Raw genomic sequence first — 17,962 nt, 5'->3', positions numbered from 1 at the left:
GCCCTCCGGCCATCCATGCGTCAGTCGACCACCTTCCCTCTGCCCGACTTCACCGCGCTGCGGCGCGACTTGTGCTCGAGCCGCCGCTCCTTCGACGCGCGCGTCGGCCGCGTCGCGACCCGTGCGCGCGGCGTGAACGCGACGCCGGCGATCAGCGTATCGAGCCGCGCGAGCGCGGCTTCGCGGTTCTTCTCCTGCGTGCGGTATTCCTGCGACTTGATCACGACGATGCCGTCGCGCGTGATGCGCTGGTCGGACAGCGCGAGGAGCCGCTCCTTGATGACGGGCGGCAGCGACGAAGCGCGGATGTCGAAGCGCAGGTGGATCGCGCTCGACACCTTGTTCACGTTCTGCCCGCCCGCGCCCTGTGCGCGCACGGCCGTCCATTCGACTTCGGCCGGATCGAGCGTATAGCGGATCATCATCGCGAAGCCTCCATGCGGCGCCGTGCGAGTGCCTCGTCGACGCGGGCCGCGAGGCCCGAGTCGCGCTGCGTACGCGTCGCGACCGCCTGCGCCAGCACGCGCCGCGGCCCGATCACCTGCACGCGCGTGCGTGCCCGTGTCACGGCCGTGTAGACGAGTTCGCGCGTGAGCACGCGGCCGAACGACGCCGGCAGCACGAGCGCGGCCTCGTCGAATTCCGAGCCCTGCGATTTGTGGACCGTCAGCGCGAACGCGGTTTCGTGCGGCGGCAGCGCGGCCGGCGACACCGCGCGCGCGGTGCCGTCCGCGCGCCTGAACCACACGCGCAGCACGCCGTGCGCATCGGGCAGCGCGATGCCGATGTCGCCGTTGAACAGCCCGAGCGCATAGTCGTTGCGCGTCACCATGATCGGCCGCCCGGTGAACCAGTGCGCACCGACCGCGAGCGGCACGCGCGCCGCATGCCGCACGTGCGCGGCCACGAGCGCGTTGACGTGCTCCGCGCCGCGCAAGCCGCTGCGGGTCGCGCACAGGATCCGGAACCGGTTGAGCGCGTCGAACAGCGGCAGCGGATCGGGCACCGGCGCGGCCAGCACGTCGCGCAACGCATCGAGGTAGGCGCCGAACCGCCGCGCGAGCCGCTCGACCGTCGACGACGCGAGCGACTCGCCCGCATCGTCGTGGAACGACGCGGCAGCCGCGTCGTCCGCGGGCAGCGCATCGAGCGCGGCCTGCACGTCGCCGCGGCGGATCGCGAGCGACAACCGCCCGATGGGCGAATCGAGGCCGAAGCGGTAATTGCGTTCGAGCCACACGACGCAGTCGGCGAGCGGCGCCGGTGCGGACGTGGCGGGCGATGCAGCGGTTTCGCCAGGCGATGTCGACGTGATCGACGCAAGCGCCGCGTCGCCTGCATCGAACGGCGGCAGCTCGACGGCGTCGAGCCACGCGAGTTCGTCGACCTCGATCCATGCGGGGGCGTTGCCCGCATCGCCGATATCGCCGGCATCGGTCAACGCCGGACCGGCGGACGGAGATGGCGCGACGTCGGCCGCGGCAGCCGCGTCGTCCTGCGGTTCGTCGTCGAACAGCGACGCCTGTCGCGCATCGGCGCGCGGACGCGACGCGCGTTTTCGTGAAGCAGCGGCGGATACCGAAGCGGAAGCCTGGGCCTGGGCCGCAGTGGAAACCGGATTCGCAGCAGGCACAGTCGCCGCCGCTTTGTCCGGCACCGGCAATGCCGCGACGAACGCCGCCTCGTCGATACCGAGCGCCTGCGCGATGCGCATGCGCGCCGCGGCGGTAAACGCCGGCCGCGCGCTCAGCTCCGCGAACACGGCGCCCGCCTCGACCGCGGCCAGTTGATCCTTGTCGCCGAGCAGCACGAGCCGCGCACCCGGCGCGAGCGCGTCGAGCAGGTGCGCGGCAAGCGCGACGTCGATCATCGACGCCTCGTCGACGACGATCAGGTCGTACGGCAGCGGATTGTCGCGATGATGCCGGAAGCCGGCCGCCCCGCCGCCGCCCAGCAGGCGATGCAGCGTGTACGACGTGTCGGGCAGGCGCGCCGCGAGCTCGGGCGGCAGGTCCCCGGCCCGTGCATGCAGCGCTTCCTGCATCCGCTGCGCGGCCTTGCCGGTCGGTGCGGCCAGCGCGATGCGCAGCCCCGGATGCGCATCGAGCAGACAGGCCAGCACGCCGACGACGGTCGTCGTCTTGCCGGTGCCGGGGCCGCCGCTGACGATCGTCACGCGGCCCGTCAACGCGACGATCGCCGCGACGCGCTGCCAGTCGACTTCGCCGGTCGCGGGCCCGAAGTAACGCGCGAGGTTGTCGCGCAACCGCTCGGGCGACAGCCCGTCGTCCGGCACCGCGACGCCGGCCTGCGCAACGAGCGCATCGGCCAGCCGCCGTTCGTAATCGAAATAGCGCGACAGGTACAGGTGGTCGTGCCGATCGACGATCAGCGGCCGTTCGTCGCCACGCGCGAGCGTGCCGAACGCGACCACGCCGCTCGCGGCGAGCGCCGCGCGGATGTCGTCGAGCGGCTCTTCGTAGCGCTGCGCGAGCGCGCCAAGCGCGACGCATACGTGGCCGCCCGCGGTCGCGCGGCTCGTCGCGAACGCGGCGCGCGCCGCCCAGCGCGCGGCCGCGGCCGGCGCGCCGGCGCGCCGCGCGAGGTCGCCGATACGGCGCGCGAAGCCTTCCGCGAGCGCGATGCCGAAATCGGCGGGCTCGGGCAGCCGCGCGACGAGGCCGCCGGTGAATTCGAGCGTGTCGTCGGATGCATTCATGCGCGGCCCCCTTCCATCATCCGGTCGAGTGCGTCGACGAGCGCGCGTTCGGGCCGCCGCGCATGCACGCCGGCCGGCTCGCCGCCGCTGCGCCAGCCGGGCCGCACGCCGCGCACGAACAGGTACAGGTAGCCCGCGATATGTGTGTCGTAGTCGTAATCGGGCAGTCGCCCGCGCAGGTAGCGATGCAGCGCGACCGTGTAGAGCAGCGCCTGCAGGTGATAAGCGTGATCGGCCATCGCAACGTCGAGCGCGCGCGGGCCATAGGCGTCCGGCGTCGTGCCGAGATGGTTCGACTTCCAGTCGACGATCCAGAAGCGGCCGTCGTGTTCGACGATCATGTCGATGAAACCCTTGATGAATCCGGCGAGCATGCCCGCCTCCAGTGCAACGTCCGGGTAGCCGTGCGCAACCAGCAGCCGGCGCAGCGCCGTCAGGTCGAGCGACGGTGCCGGAAACAGGAAACCCATTTCGTCGAGCCGCTTCGCGGGATCGAGATCGGCGAGCCGCATGCCCGGCACGAGCTCGGTGCGCACGACATCGTCGACGAGCCGCGCCATCATCGCCGGCAGGCGCGTCGCGAGTTCGGGCTCGGCCTCGACCGGCCGGTCGTGCAGCGCGCCGAGCGCGGCCTGGTGCCACGACTCGGGCTCCGTGAAACGGCTGAGCTCGAACAGACGGTGCAGGCACTCGCCCGCCGCCGCGCCGCGCGGGAACACGAGGATGTCGTCTTCCGGCGGTTCGGGCGCAACCGGATCGGCCAAGATGAACTCGCCGTCCGGCGCCACCGCGGCAAGCGCATCATGATCGGGCCGCAGCTCGTCGTCGGGCACGGCCGCGACGCCGGCCTCCTCGCGCGCCATCGACGCGGTCAGCGAACTGAAGCTCGCCATCCGCCACGCATCGCGCAGCACGCGCGTCGCATGGCGCGCCGCGAGCGTCTGCGACGCGTCGTGCCCGGCCGCGAGGCGCTCGCGGCGCGCGGGCACCGGCAGCGGCGCGACGCTCACGGGGCCGCCCGCGAGCGCAAGCCACGCGGCATCGAGTGCCGCTTCGTCGGGCGGCTCGTCGAGCCACGCGTCGAACGACTGGCCGGCACCCGCGACGAGCCAGTTGAGCACGCTGCGCCGCGCTTCGCGCGTCGAGCGCGACGACTGGTACGGCCCGGCGACGACATAGCAGCGATAGACCGCACGCGTGAGCGCCACGTAGACCAGCCGCGCGCGTTCCGCGGCCTGCTCGCGCGTCGCCTGCCGCGCCGCGTGCGCGGCCGCTTCGTCGTCGCAGCCGTAATGCAGCACCGCGTCGCCCGCGTCGTCGTGATACTCGCGCGCATCGGGCAGCGCGGACGGAGGCGGCTCGCGCAGCCCGCCGTCGTTCAGGAACGGACAGAACACGATCGCGTATTCAAGGCCCTTCGACTTGTGCACGGTCACGATCTGCACGAGGTTGCGATCGGATTCGAGACGCAACTGCGCTTCCTCGCCGCCGCCGTCGAGCCGTTGCGCGGCGAGCCAGCGCAGCGTCGGTGCGATGCCCGGCTGCGCGGACGCGCGTGCCTGCGTCAGTTCGGCCAGGTGGTTGATGTCGGTCACGCGGCGTTCGCCGTCCGCGCCGGCCATCAGCCGCTCGGCAATCCGCAGCTCGCGCGCGAACGTGCGCCACATCACCGCGAAACCGCGCTCGCGCCATAGCAGCCGATATCGAGAGAAACGTTCGACCCAGCTCATCGCGTCGGCACTGTCGGCCGCGGACGCTTCGTGCGACGCATCGCCGTCGCCCTGTTCCATCCGCCACAGCGCACCGGCATCGAGGCCGAACCAGTCGGCCGCGAGCGCCGAACGCAGACGCCGCAGGTCGCCCGGTGCATCGATCGCCGCCAGCACGCGTTCGAGCTGCTCGGCGTCGCCGGTCGAGAACACCGATGCCTGCGCCAGTTCGACGCTGCCGATGCCCCATGTGGCAAGCACACGTTTCACGAGGCTGCCCTGCCGGTGCGTCTGCACGAGCACCGCGATGTTGCCCGGCGACAGCGGCGTGTCGCCCAGCCGCACGTGCCCTTCGCGCGCACCGCGCATCAGCCGCGCGATCTCGGCCGCGCAAGCCTGGGCGGCCTGCGCCTGCGCATCGCGCTTGAGCAGCGTGCCTTCGCCGCCCGGCAACGCCCAGACCCGGAAATCGCCGGCCGGGCCCGGATCGGTTTCGTCGACGAACGGCGCACGCACACGCGTGCCGGCACGCACCGCGTAATAGTCGAGCCCGTCGAGCACGAACGCGCGCGGATTCGCCATGAAGAAGCGGTTGCACGCATCGACGATCGCGGGCGTCGAGCGCTGGTTGACCGCGAGCGTGTAGCACGCGCTCGCGCTCGCGCGCGCCGCAAGATAGGTATGCAGATCGGCCGCGCGGAAGCTGTAGATCGCCTGCTTCGGATCGCCGACGAGGAACAGCGGCCCGCCCGGCGCGAAGATCCGGTTGAAGATCGCGAACTGCAGCGGGTCGGTATCCTGGAACTCGTCGATCAGCGCGGCCGGATAGCGCGCACGCAGCGTGTCGGCGAGCCACGGATGCGCATGCAGCGCGTGATACAGGTTCGCGAGCAGATCGTCGAACGACACGACGCGCCGCGTACGCTTGCGCTCGGCCAGCTCGCCGGGCGCCATGTCGAGCCATTCGGCGATCAGCGCGAGCCAGCGCGCGCGCTGCGTTGCCTCGGCTGCCGCCACGGCCGCTTCGAGCGCGTCGGCCACGTCGAAGAACGCGTGTTCGGGCGTCGCGCCGCCTTTTTTCGTCGCTTTCACGAGCGCGGTGCGCGTGAGCTTCAGTGCGGCCTTCGGCAGCGCGGCCGTCGCGTCGCCCTGCGCGAAATGCGCGGCCCATGCGTCGAGCGCATCGGCAACCGCGTCGGGCTTGTGCGAGCGCTGGTTGAGCGCGGGCTGCGCGGTGCGCAGCAACGCATCGATCGCGTCGCGTTCGGCCGCCCACATCCGCGCCGCCTCGGCGAAGCATTCGGCCGCGGCGGCCTCGGCCGATTCGTCCGGCTCGGTCACGCCGTCCCAGCGCAGCGCGGCGAGCGGCTTCTTCAGCCGGCGCGCGAGCTGCGCATCGAGCGCGGCCGGGCCGGCGCCCGATTCGACGAGCCAGGTCGCGAAGCCCGGCCAGCGCGCGGCCGCCGGTTCGACGCGCGTGCGCCAGAAGTCCGCTGCGAGCTCGAAGCGCAGCGACGCGTCGTCGGCCTCCATGTCGAACGCGAACGGCATCGCGGCCGCGAACGGCGCTTCCTGCAGCGCGCGCTGGCAGAACGCATGAATCGTATGGATCGCGGCCTGGTCGAACGCGCGCAGCGCGCGCCGGATCCGCTTCGCGGCTGTCTCGGGATCGAGCGCGCCGTCTTCGCCGAGCGTGGTTTCGAGCAGGCGCACGATGAACGGATCGCCGCCGTCGTCGCCCGTATCGAGCGCGTGCGCGAGCTGCGCGAGCCGGCCGCGAATCCGCTCGTGCAGCTCGGCCGTCGCCGCCTTCGTGAAGGTCACGACGAGGATTTCGTCCGCGCCGAGATCCTTTTCGAGCAGCAGGCGCACGTATAGCGCGCAGATGTTCCAGGTCTTGCCGGTGCCGGCCGACGCCTCGATCTGGTTGACGCCGTCGAGCGCGCACGCGAACACGTCGAGTTCGAGCGCCGGCTGCGGCTGCGACACGGCGCTCATGCGACCTCCTTCAGATGTTCGACGAGCGGCTCGAACACGAGCCGCGCGAGCGTGCCGAACGGCTCGTCGAGCGACGCGTGCGCGCCGCGCCATGCGATCGCGATGGCCGGATCGTCGGCTTCGCTCACGACGCGCTCGTTGATCCAGACGCTCGCGGCCTTGGCTTCGCCATCGGACACCCTCGCCCACGCACTGCGCGGGAAAAACCGCAGCGGCATGCGCCGCCCTGCGCGAAACAGCGCGGCAAGCGGCGCGAGCCGTTCGAGCGGCGCCGCGACGGGCGTCAGCTCGAACGCACCGCCGCTGCCGAACCACAGCGTGCGGCGCGGGCCGCCCGGTTCGACCGCACAGTAGACGAGATGCGCGAGCCACGCGGACAGGTAGTCGCGCGCGCTCGACCGTGCATAGCGGTAGATGATCTGCCCGGCCGGCGTCAGCCGGTTCAGCGTGCCGTGCAGTTCGAGCGGTGCGCTGACCGCGTCGCCAGACAGCATCGCGTCGTCGGCGCCGAACAGCGCCTGCTCCGTATCGGGCCAGGCGGGCACGATGACGAGCGAAAACGGCCGCCGCTCGATGCCGTCGGCCAGCGCACGGCGCACGTTCGACGCAAGCCGAGTCATCGAGCCGAGCGCCTGGTCGCGCCACACGGCGCCCGTCGCGCCGCCCGGCAACTCGGGGCTCGCGTCCGCAATGCGCAGCGCATGATCGTGCGCGGCCCCATCATCCGATTCGATCAGGAGCGGCAGCACGCGCTCGGCGAGCGCATCGCTGCCGGCGAAGTCGAGCGCGAACGGCTCCGTGTCGAGCAGTTCGGCCTGCGCATCGGCGAGCACGATGCCGAGCCGTGCGCGCAGCAGCGCCCGCGCGGGATGCCGCCAGAAGCGCTCGAATTCGCTGAACGCGACGGGCTCGACCGGTTCGGCCGGCAGCGGCTGCGCGAAGAACGGCGGTTCTCGCGAGCCGTCGCGCGACGCGTCGGCGGCCAGCAGCGACGCGAGCGTCGCGCGCTCGGCGTCATAGGAAACGAGCCCGCTGCCGGGCTGGAAATACGCAGCCGCGAACGGTTGCAGCGGATGCTCGACGATGAACGCGCGCCGCGCGGCATCGACCGCATCCGGCGCCGCGTCGGGCCCGGCCGTGACGAGCGCGAGATGGTCGAGCAGTTCGTCGACGAGTGCCGCGGGCGGCAACGGCGCGTTGTCGCGAATGCTGCGGCCCGTATACGCGATCAGCAGCCGATCGCGTGCGGCGAGCAGCAGGTCGAGAAACAGGTTGCGCTCGTCGTCGCGGCGCTGTCGGTCGCCGAGCTTCGGCAACACGGCCATCAGGTCGAATTCGTCCGCGCGCGAGAGGCTCGGCAGCACGCCGTCGTCCATCCCGAGCAGGCAGACGACGCGGTACGGCAGGCCGCGCAGGCTCGTCAGCGACGAGAACGTGACGCCGCCCCACGGCACCCCGCCGCGCGCCGGATCGTCGAGCGCCGCGGCAAGCCCCGCGCGGACGACGGCCGCCGGCAGCGCTTCGTCGGGCGCGCCCTCCGTCATCGCGGCCAGCATCGCGTCGAGCGCGTCGCGTACGCCCGCAAGCGCATCCGCATACGCGGCGCCCGAATCGAAGAAGCGCGCGAGCGTGTCGGCGAACAGCTCGCTCCAGCCGCGCGGCGTGTGCGACTCGGCGAGCCGCCTCGCGAAGCCGTCGAGATCGTCGGTGAAACGCGCGAGCCGGCCGAGCAGTTCGGCCTCGCTGCCCGTGGCCGCCTCGATCGGCAGCCACGCGCCGACCGGCGCCGCGCCTTCGGGCATCGCATAGCCGAGAAAGAGCCGCGCGAGTGCATCGGAGAACGTATGGCGCGGCGCAGGCACGGCCGCGTCGTCGCTGGCGCGCGGCGACAGCCCGCGCCGCGCGCCGGCGGCCGCGAGCCAGGTCTGCACCGTCTCGAGCGCGGCCGCATCGATGCCGTAGCGCGCAGCCACCGCATCGACGCGCAGCCATTCGACCAGCTCCGGCGCGCCGACCTGCCGCTCCGGCAGCGCGAGCCAGTCGAGCAGCACGCGCGCGACCGGGTTCGCCTGCGACGGCGGCAGGCCGGTGATCCGGTAAGGCACGCACGCGCCGCCGGCGCCGGCCGTGCCGAATACCGCATCGATCAGCGGCCCGGCCGCCGCGAGGTCGGCCACCGCGACGAGCACGTCGGACGGCTGCAGGCTCGCGTCGGCATCGAACCACGCGAGCAGCCGGTCGTGCAGCACCTCGAGCTGGCGCGCGAGGCTGTGGCACACGTGCACCTCGATCCCGCGTTCGGCCGGCGCATCGCCGGCTTCGGCCTCCGGCTGCAGTTCGAGGATCGCGTTCTGCACGCGCGCGAGCCACGTCGGCGCGGGATTCTCGACGAAACGCGACGCATCGCCCACCGCGGCGCTTTCGGTCAGCTCATGCAGCATGTGCAGTTGCGCCTGCGTCTGCCGGCCCCACTCGGCGAGCAGCGGATGACCGACTTCCTGGTAGTCGAGCCGGCCGGCCGCATCGAGCGCCTCGGCATGCGCGGCGGTCACGATGTCGAACCAGAATTCGCGGCACGGGTTCAGCGCGTAGACGCGCACGTCGATCCAGCGCGACAGCTCGCGCAGCAGCGCGACGTGCAGCGGCGGCATCGTCGGCAGTGCGAACACGCTGACCGATTCCGGCCAGTCGGCGCGCGCGACCGCGTCGGCATCGAGATGGCGCGCTTCGACGAGGAAGCGGTGCGCGGGCGGCGTGCCGCTGTCGCTCAGTTCCGCGAGCAGCGCGCGCCACAGCGCGGCCTGCCAGCGCTCGTCGTCGCGTGCGGCGTCGCCGATCCCGCGCGGCGCGCCGTCGCCCGCGAGCACCGACTCGCCGGCCTGCCACGCGGCCAGCCATTCGGGGCGATAGGTCAGGTAATGATCGAGCACGGCCGCGACGCGATGCGCGAGCTCGTAGCGCATCGCGTCGTCGGAAGCGGACAGATACGCGGCGAGCCGCGGCGACGCGAGCCACGGCGCGCCGTCGGCCGCCTGCGCGAACAGCCGGTAGCAGCGCCACACGAGGCGGTCGGGCGCGAACGGCGAACGCGCGGGCACCGTCAGCACGCGGCCGATCTGCGCCCACAGCCATTGCGCGAGATACGTGAACTCGACGTTCGCGCACACGCCGTTGCGCGCGGCGATGTCGAGCTCGAGACGGCGGCGCAGCGCCGCGCTCGGCACGATGACCTGCTGCGGCGCCCACGGGCCGTTGCGGGCCGGGAACGCGGCCAGATCCTCGAGCAGCGCATCGGCCAGCGTTTCGTGACGATTCGAATAGAAAAGATGGAGCATGAGGCGGGCGTCGGAACCTCGCGCCGGCCGGGCCGGGCGAACAGGGTCCCCAAGGATAGCAAATGGGCCGCCGCCGCGAGCCTCGGCCGGAAAGCCAGGTTTTACGGACCGCGAAATACGATAGACTCGTCGCCAGTCAAATACGCCGCCCCCGGGCCTCTTCGTCTGCCATTCAGCCCATCGATGCGCTATTCGGTCGAAATCAGAAAGTTTCTCTACAGCCAGTACTTTTTCGGCGGCCTGCGGATCGCGGTCGGCGTTTCACTGCCGGCCGTGCTGTGCCTGATCGTGTTTCACAACCGCGAGCTCGGCTTCACGATCTCGACGGGCGCGCTCGGCGCGTGCGTCGTCGACATGCCGGGCCCGCTGAAGTACAAGCACAACGAAATGCTCGCGTGCAGCGTGATCGGCTTCCTGGCCGCGCTCGCCACCGGCCTCGCGACACCGAACATCTTCGCGCTGTGGCTCACGATCGTGCCGCTCACGTTCGTGCTGTCGCTGATCGTCGTCTACGGCAACCGCTGGCCGCAGATCAGCTTCGCGACGCTGTTCATGATGGTGATGACGCTCGAGGAGCAATTCACGCCGCTGCAGGCGCTCGTCAACGCCGGCTGGATTCTCGCGGGCGGCCTCTGGTATACGTACTGGGCCACGCTCGTGTCGCGCTGGCAGGCGCGCCGGATCGAGCAGCAGGCGCTGGCCGAAAGCCTGTTCGCATGCGCGGACTACCTGCTCGCGCGCGCGCAGTTCTACGATCTCGATGCCGATCTCGACGAGTGCTACCGCAATCTCGTCGCGCGGCAGATCACCGCGGTCGAAACGCAGGAAACCGCGCGCGACATCGTGCTGCGCAACCTGCCGAAGCTGCGGCGCGGCAAGCTCGATCCCGGCCGCACGACGATGTACAACCTGTTCATCAACAGCGTCGACCTGCACGAGCTGTTCGTCGGCGCGCATACCGACTACCCGCTCGTGCGCAACACGTTCGGCGGCTCGGATCTGATCATTTTCTACCGCGACCTGATCCGCAAGGCGGCCGCCGATCTCGAGGAGATCGGCCTCGCGGTGCTCGAGAACCGCGCGCCGCATTCGCGGATCAGCGTGAAGGCCGAACTGCGCGCGATCGAGTACGAGATCGAGCTGATGCGCAAGAAGAACTTCGCAGCCACCAACGCGGAAGCGTATGCGGCCGTGCTCGCGACGTTCCGGCGCATCTGGAGCGCGACGCGCCTGATCGAACGGATGCGCCGCAACCTGTCGGGCCACGCCGATCCGCAGCAAACCGAACTGAAGATCGACAAGGCGCTCACGCGCTTCCTGCAGCGCCGCCGGATGTCGCCGCTGCTGATCTTCTCGAACCTGAACATGAGCTCGCCGAGCTTGCGCCACGCGCTGCGCGTGACGATCGCGGTGGCGGTCGGCTTCTGGCTCGGCCGGCTGCTGCCGCTCACGAACGCGTACTGGATCGTGATGACGACCATCATCATCCTGAAGCCCGGCTATTCGCTGACCAAGCAGCGCAACGCACAGCGTATCGTCGGCACGCTGATCGGCTGCGCGGCGAGCATCGCGCTGATCTACACGGTGAAGGAGCCGCACCTGCTGATCGCGATCATGTTCGGGTCGATGGTGATGAGCTACAGCCTGCTGCTGTTCAATTACGCGGCGAGCGTCGTATTCACGTCGTCGTACGTGCTGCTGATGTTCCACCTGCTCGCGCCGGGCAGCATGCGGATCATCGGCGAGCGCGCGATCGACACCGTGGTCGGCTGCATGATCGCGATCGCGGCGAGCCGGCTGTTCCCGTACTGGGAATACCGGCTGATGGGCAAGCAGGTCGCCGACATGCTCACGGCGACCCGCAAGTATTTCGAGGCCGTGTGGCGCGTCGGGCGCGGTGCGTCGTCGCCGCCCGTGCCCGCCGCCGACGGCGCGGCCGTGGTGCCGGTCATCGCCGCGGCGGTCGAGACGCCGGCCGCGAGCCTCGACGACGACTACCGCTACCGCCTCGCGCGCAAGGATGTGCACATCGCGTTCGCGAACCTCGGGCAGGCGTTCCAGCGGATGATGATCGAGCCGAAGGCGCACCAGCGTTTCGTGCCCGAGCTGAACGACCTGCTCGTGCAGACGCACGTGCTCGGCGCGCAGATCACGGCCGCCGCGCCGCTGATCCGCAACGCGTGCTCGGCCGACGGCAGCCTCGTCCACGACGACGCGCTGCAGCGCGGCCTTGCTGCCGTGCTCGACAATCTCGAGAAGGCCGAAGCCGGCGAGCCGCCGCCTGCCCATCAGCTCGAAGCGTCGAAACAGATCACGCGCGATCTCGACGCGATGGTCGTGTCGGCGGAAAAATCCGACGCGGTCGGCGCCGAGCTCACGCATGACCTGAAGGTGCTTGCGCACCAGTGCAAGCAGATGCTCGCGTCGTCGCTGCTGATCCGCAAGGACGCGAGCGTGATCCGCCTGCCTGCCTGAGCCTGCCCGACCGTTCCCGCCGGTGGCCGGCCCGCGCACGCCGCGGCCCGGCCACCGGCGTTCCCCGATTCAACGAACCCTCGAAGCATGATCCGCCCGCTCCACGCGGCCCGCGCATCCGTCGCGCGACCGCCCCACGCCCTATTCCGCTCGTCTCACCAGTCAGGGAATACCCGATTCCGGTTACCGGGCCCGAATTGTTATCATTCGTTCACATTCAAGTTGTATATACAACTTGACGCAGTCGGACCGGTCCCGCTCGCCCGGTCCGTCGCATAACGATATCGGAGACTCGATGAAAAACTTGCAGCGCCACCTGAGCGCGCGGCACATCCGCTTTCTCGCGCTGGGCTCGGCGATCGGCACGGGCCTGTTCTACGGTTCGGCGTCCGCGATCCAGCTCGCGGGCCCGGCCGTGATCCTGGCGTACATCCTCGGCGGCGCGGCCGTCTATATGGTGATGCGCGCGCTCGGCGAGATGGCCGTGCGCGAACCCGTCGCCGGCTCGTTCGGCCACTACGCGACCGAGAACCTCGGCCCGTTCGCGGGATTCGTCACGGGCTGGACCTACACGCTCGAAATGGTGATCGTCGCGATCGCCGACATCACCGCGTTCGGCATCTACATGGGCTTCTGGTTTCCGGATGTCCCGCAATGGATCTGGGTGCTCGCGGTCGTCGCGATCATCTGCGGGCTGAACCTGTGCCACGTGAAGGTGTTCGGCGAACTCGAGTTCTGGCTGTCGATCATCAAGGTCGGCGCGATCGTCGCGATGATCGGCGGCGGCGTCGCGATCCTGCTGACCGGCATGCACTTCGGCCATTCGGCCGACGTGCCGACGTTCGCGAACCTGTGGAACCATGGCGGCTTCCTGCCGAACGGTATCGGCGGGCTGATCGCGTCGCTGTCGGTCGTGATCTTCGCGTACGGCGGGATCGAGGTGATCGGGATGAGCGCCGGCGAGGCGAAGGACCCGGAGCGCGTGATTCCGCGCGCGATCAACGCGGTGCCCGCGCGCATCCTGCTGTTCTACGTGCTGACGATGGTCGTGCTGATGTCGATCAGCCCGTGGACGGGCGTCGGCGGCGACGGCAGCCCGTTCGTGCAGATCTTCTCGGCGCTCGGCGTGAAGTCGGCCGCGACGATCCTCAACCTGGTCGTGATCAGCGCGGCGATCTCTGCGATCAACAGCGATATCTTCGGCGCGGGCCGGATGATGTTCGGGATGGCGCGGCAGGGCCAGGCGCCTCGCGTGCTGACGACGACGTCGCGGCACGGCGTGCCGTGGGTCACGGTGCTCGTGATGGCCGGTGCACTGCTCGTCGGCGTGCTGCTCAACTACCTGATGCCGAAGGACGTGTTCCTGATGGTCGCGGCGATCGCGACGTTCGCAACGGTGTGGGTGTGGCTGATGATCCTGCTGTCGCAGGTTGCGATGCGCCGCCGCCTGTCGAGCACCGAAGTTGCGGCGCTGAAGTTCAAGGTGCCGTTGTGGCCGGTCGCGCCGGCACTGACGATCGCGTTCATGGGTTTCGTGATCGTGATGCTCGGCTGGTTCGAGGATACGCGCGTCGCGCTGTATGTCGGCGCAGCGTGGCTCGCACTGCTCGCGGCCCTGTTCTACGCCCGGATCCGCCCGAACTTAGCGCCTGCGTCACGTTGACGCACGGCTGACCTGCCCGCGCGGCGCGCCGGTTTCGGCGCCCGCTTCCTTTCCCTGCTCCGCGCGGCGCCTGCCGCGCCGGAAGCCGCGGGCTGCCCCCTTTCGCATGCACGCCGTACGCGGCCCGACCGGGCCGCGCACCGGCACGTCAATGCGATGCCGCGCTCGTGGCCTCGGCCGGATGGGCCTCGTCGTACGCGTGCTTCTGCGAAATCGCGTTGTACAGGATCGTCCCGATCACGAGCAGCACGGCCACGACGATCAGGATGCTCACGTTGCGGACAGGGTTCTTCTTGCGCTGATCGTTCATGGTCGGGGCGATTCCGTCAAATTCGTCGAAGCGGGCATTCTACGCGCTTGCGCCCCCGCCGCGACGCCCCGTTTCCGATCCCCGTCCCTGCCTTCCCTACCGCCCACCGCAAGCTTTCATTTGATAATCATTCCCATTTCGATCTAGAATCCGGAGTCTTTCATTTCGTAATGTTCCGGATCGCTCGGACGGCAGGCGCGCCCCGGAACGCTCCCCTCGTCCACCTGCCCCACCGGAGTCTTCATGTCGAATCCGCGCACCCGCCTGCTGCCGCTCGCCGGCGCCCTCGCCCTTGCCGCGGCCGCATTCGCGCCGCTGGCCCATGCGGCCGAGGAAGTGAGCCTGTACACCACCCGCGAGCCGAAGCTGATCCAGCCGCTCATCGACGCGTTCACGAAACAGAGCGGCGTCAAGGTCAACACGGTGTTCGTGAAGGACGGCCTGCTCGAGCGCGTGAAGGCCGAAGGCGCGCAGTCGCCGGCCGACGTGCTGATGACGGTCGACGTCGGCAACCTGCTCGATCTCGTCGACGGCGGGCTCACGCAGCCGGTGCGCTCGAAGGCGCTCGACGACGCAATTCCCGCGAACCTGCGCGGCGCGAACGGCGACTGGTATGCACTGTCGCTGCGCGACCGCGTGCTGTACGTCGAAAAGGACCTGAAGGTCGATGCGTTCCGCTACGAAGATCTCGCCGACCCGAAATGGAAGGGCAAGGTCTGCATCCGCTCGGGCCAGCATCCGTACAACACGGCGCTCGTCGCCGCGATGATCGCGCACGACGGCGAAGCCGCGACCGAGAAGTGGCTGCGCGGCGTGAAGGCGAACCTCGCGCGCAAGGCGACGGGCGGCGACCGCGACGTCGCGCGCGACATCCTCGGCGGCATCTGCGACGTCGGTCTTGCGAACGCGTACTACGTCGGTCACATGAAGAACGCCGAGCCGGGCACCGATGCACGCAAGTGGGGCGACGCGATCAAGGTCGTGCGGCCGACGTTCGCGAACGCGAAGAGCGGCGGCACGCACGTGAACATCAGCGGCGCGTCGGTCGCGAAGCACGCGCCGCACAAGGCCAACGCGGTGAAGCTGCTCGAATACCTCGTGTCGCCGGAAGCGCAGGCGCTGTATGCGCAGGCGAACTACGAATACCCGGTGCGCGCGAACGTGAAGCTCGACCCGGTGATCGCGAGCTTCGGCACGCTGAAGGTCGATCCGCTGTCGCTGGCTGACATCGCGAAGCATCGCAAGCAGGCGAGCCAGCTCGTCGACAAGGTCGGCTTTGACAACTGACGCATCGTCCGCCGGCGCGCGCCGCCAGCCGTATCGGCCGCGCCTGCGGCCGCGCGCGGGCAGCCTGTGGCTGCTCGCGGCGCTGGCGATCGCCGCAGCGGTCGCGGCGCCGCTCGCGGTGCTCGTGGCCGCCGCGTTCGACGCCGATCTCGCGCATTGGCGGCATCTCGCCGAATTCGTGCTGCCGCAGGCGCTCGTCAATACGCTGCTGCTGCTCGCGGGCGTCGGCGCGATCGTGTCGATCGTCGGCACGGGCTGCGCATGGCTCGTTACCGCATACGACTTTCCCGGCCGCCGGATGCTGACGTGGGCGCTGCTGCTGCCGCTCGCGGTCCCCACCTACATCGTCGCGTTCGCGTATCTCGACCTGCTGCACCCGATCGGCCCCGTCCAGGGCGCGATCCGCTGGCTGCTCGGCTTCGACAGCCCGCGCCAGTTCCGCCTGCCCGACCTGCGTTCGCTGCCCGGCGCGATCTTCGTGCTCGGCTTCGTGCTGTATCCGTATGTGTACCTGAGCACGCGCGCGATGTTCGTCACGCAGTCCGCGAGCCTGCTCGAAGCCGCGCGCACGCTCGGCGCGGGGCGCGTCGCGACGTTCTGGCGCGTCGTCGTGCCGCTCGCGCGGCCGGCGATCGCGGTCGGCGTGAGCCTCGCGCTGCTCGAAACGCTGAACGACATCGGCGCATCGGAATTCCTCGGCGTGCAAACGCTGACCGTGTCCGTCTACACGACGTGGATCACGCGTTCCGATCTCTCCGGCGCCGCGCAGATCGCGCTCGCGATGCTTGCAATCGTCGTCGGCATGATCGTGCTCGAACGCTACGGACGCCGCCGCCAGCGCTACGCGCATGGCCGGCGCATGCGGCCGATCGCGCCGCGCCGCCTGACGGGCGCGGCCGCGTTGGGCGCCGCCGTGCTCGGCTGGCTGCCCGTGCTGCTGGGCTTCGGTGCACCGGCCGCATATCTCGCGGTCGAGACCGGCAAGCGGCTGCATCTCGTCGGCGGCGTGTCCGCGCAGTTGATGACGGGGCTCGCGAACACGCTGACGATCGCCACCGCCGCGACCGCCGCGACGCTCGCGTGCGGGCTCGTCGTCGCATGGGCCGCGCGCGCGCAACGCGACAGCGCCCGCGCGGGCCCTGCCCGCGTGTGTGCACGGATCGCGAGCCTCGGCTACGCGGTGCCGGGCACCGTGCTCGCGATCGGCCTGCTGATCCCGTTCGCGGCGGCCGACCGGCTGTTAGGCGCGGTGCTCGGCCGCGACGGACTGCTGCTGATGGGCTCGGCGACCGCGCTCGTCATCGCATACACCGTGCGCTTTCTCGCGATTCCGGCCGGCAGCATCGAGGCCGGCCTTGCGCGTATCCCGCCGTCGCTCGAACAGGCATCGCGCTCGCTCGGCGAGACGGCCGGCGGCACGCTGCGCCGCGTGCACCTGCCGCTGCTGCGGCCCGCGCTGACGACGAGCGCGCTGCTGGTGTTCGTCGACGCGATGAAGGAACTACCGGCGACGCTGCTGCTGCGTCCGCTGAATTTCGACACGCTCGCGACCTGGCTGTATGCGGAAGCCGCGCGCGGCACCTATGAGGAAGGCGCGGTCGCCGCGCTCGCGATCGTGCTGGCCGGGCTCGTGCCCGTGATCCTGCTCGCCCGCACCCGCCACAAGATCGGAGCCTGAACCCGTGAACCTGCTCGAACTCGATGACCTCCACCTCGGCTACGACACGCCGCAAGGCCGCCGCACGGTGGTCGACGGGCTGAGCCTCGCGCTGCCGCACGGCGACATCGGCTGCCTGCTCGGCGCGTCGGGCTGCGGAAAAACCACCGTGCTGCGCGCGATCGCCGGCTTCGAACCCGTGCGCATGGGGCGCATCGTGCTGGACGGCACGCCCGTCGCGGCGCCGTCGCTCGACGTGCCGCCCGAGCGGCGGCGCGTCGGCATGATGTTCCAGGACTATGCGCTGTTCCCGCACCTGAGCGCGGCCGACAACGTCGCGTTCGGCTTGCGGCGCATGCCGAAGGCCGAACGCCGTGCGCGCGTCGCGGAGCTGCTCGAACTCGTCGGCCTCGCCGGATCCGGCGGCGCCTATCCGCACGAACTGTCGGGCGGCCAGCAGCAGCGCATCGCACTCGCGCGCGCGCTCGCGCCGTCGCCGGAGCTGCTGCTGCTCGACGAGCCGTTCTCGAATCTCGACGTCGATACGCGCGAACGGCTCGCGTTCGAACTGCGCGACATCCTGAAGCGCACCGGCCACACCGCGATCCTGGTCACGCACAACCAGGCCGAAGCGTTCGCGATCGCCGACCGGATCGGCGTGATGAAGGATGGCCGGCTCGCGCAATGGGACACGCCGTACGCGCTGCATCACCATCCGGCCAGCCCGTTCGTCGCGGATTTCGTGCGCCGCGACGCGCTGGCCGACGAACGTGCGCGCGCACTGGCGCGCGGCCGCTGAACCCGCGGCG

10 protein-coding genes are annotated in these 17,962 nt (G+C 70.5%); 5 read left to right on the top strand and 5 right to left on the bottom strand.

Annotation, left to right across the window (positions count from 1 at the left end):
- Window positions 1–20: 20 nt before the first annotated feature.
- Genes arfB through recC form a run of 4 tightly spaced genes read right to left on the bottom strand, consistent with a single transcriptional unit; the run spans window position 21 to window position 9,761 of the window.
- On the bottom strand, window positions 21–425 hold the full coding sequence (gene arfB, locus MRS60_RS06050; protein ID WP_072435927.1) for an alternative ribosome rescue aminoacyl-tRNA hydrolase ArfB: 405 nt from the start codon (window positions 423–425) through the stop codon (window positions 21–23).
- Window positions 422–2,719, bottom strand: a complete 2,298-nt coding sequence (locus MRS60_RS06045; RefSeq protein ID WP_243565381.1) for an AAA family ATPase — start codon at window positions 2,717–2,719, stop codon at window positions 422–424. The genes arfB and MRS60_RS06045 overlap by 4 nt, the downstream gene beginning before the upstream one ends.
- Window positions 2,716–6,426: an exodeoxyribonuclease V subunit beta gene (gene recB / locus MRS60_RS06040; RefSeq protein WP_243565380.1), complete on the bottom strand. Its 3,711-nt coding sequence runs from the start codon at window positions 6,424–6,426 to the stop codon at window positions 2,716–2,718. The genes MRS60_RS06045 and recB overlap by 4 nt, the downstream gene beginning before the upstream one ends.
- Window positions 6,423–9,761, bottom strand: a complete 3,339-nt coding sequence (recC, locus tag MRS60_RS06035; RefSeq protein ID WP_243565379.1) for an exodeoxyribonuclease V subunit gamma — start codon at window positions 9,759–9,761, stop codon at window positions 6,423–6,425. Before recC ends, recB begins: the two co-directional genes overlap by 4 nt.
- 183 nt (window positions 9,762–9,944) lie before the next feature.
- On the opposite strand from recC, the gene MRS60_RS06030 reads away from it, so the two are divergent.
- Window positions 9,945–12,236 carry an FUSC family protein gene (locus MRS60_RS06030; protein WP_034183171.1) on the top strand — a complete coding sequence of 764 codons (2,292 nt, stop codon included), beginning with the start codon at window positions 9,945–9,947 and terminating at the stop codon, window positions 12,234–12,236.
- Between the two features lie 295 nt (window positions 12,237–12,531).
- Window positions 12,532–13,899, top strand: a complete 1,368-nt coding sequence (locus tag MRS60_RS06025; RefSeq protein WP_034183170.1) for an amino acid permease — start codon at window positions 12,532–12,534, stop codon at window positions 13,897–13,899.
- A 148-nt stretch (window positions 13,900–14,047) separates the two neighbouring features.
- Here the strand turns inward: MRS60_RS06025 and MRS60_RS06020 are convergent, their stop codons facing one another.
- Window positions 14,048–14,209 carry a hypothetical protein gene (locus MRS60_RS06020; protein WP_105390764.1) on the bottom strand — a complete coding sequence of 54 codons (162 nt, stop codon included), beginning with the start codon at window positions 14,207–14,209 and terminating at the stop codon, window positions 14,048–14,050.
- A 243-nt stretch (window positions 14,210–14,452) separates the two neighbouring features.
- Between MRS60_RS06020 and MRS60_RS06015 the strand changes: the two genes are divergently transcribed.
- Genes MRS60_RS06015 through MRS60_RS06005 form a run of 3 tightly spaced genes read left to right on the top strand, consistent with a single transcriptional unit; the run spans window position 14,453 to window position 17,952 of the window.
- Window positions 14,453–15,496 (top strand): Fe(3+) ABC transporter substrate-binding protein, encoded by a 1,044-nt coding sequence (locus MRS60_RS06015; protein ID WP_105390763.1) that lies wholly within the window; start codon window positions 14,453–14,455, stop codon window positions 15,494–15,496.
- Window positions 15,486–17,174, top strand: coding sequence for an ABC transporter permease (locus tag MRS60_RS06010; protein ID WP_243565378.1), 1,689 nt, complete (start codon window positions 15,486–15,488; stop codon window positions 17,172–17,174). The genes MRS60_RS06015 and MRS60_RS06010 overlap by 11 nt, the downstream gene beginning before the upstream one ends.
- A 4-nt stretch (window positions 17,175–17,178) precedes the next feature.
- On the top strand, window positions 17,179–17,952 hold the full coding sequence (locus MRS60_RS06005) for an ABC transporter ATP-binding protein (protein ID WP_105390761.1): 774 nt from the start codon (window positions 17,179–17,181) through the stop codon (window positions 17,950–17,952).
- The last annotated feature ends 10 nt before the right edge of the window (window positions 17,953–17,962 follow it).

The organism is Burkholderia pyrrocinia (assembly GCF_022809715.1).
Taxonomy (GTDB): domain Bacteria; phylum Pseudomonadota; class Gammaproteobacteria; order Burkholderiales; family Burkholderiaceae; genus Burkholderia; species Burkholderia pyrrocinia_C.
The sequence above is the reverse complement of the archived record's forward strand: the minus strand, read 5'-3'. Positions and strand labels throughout refer to the sequence as shown.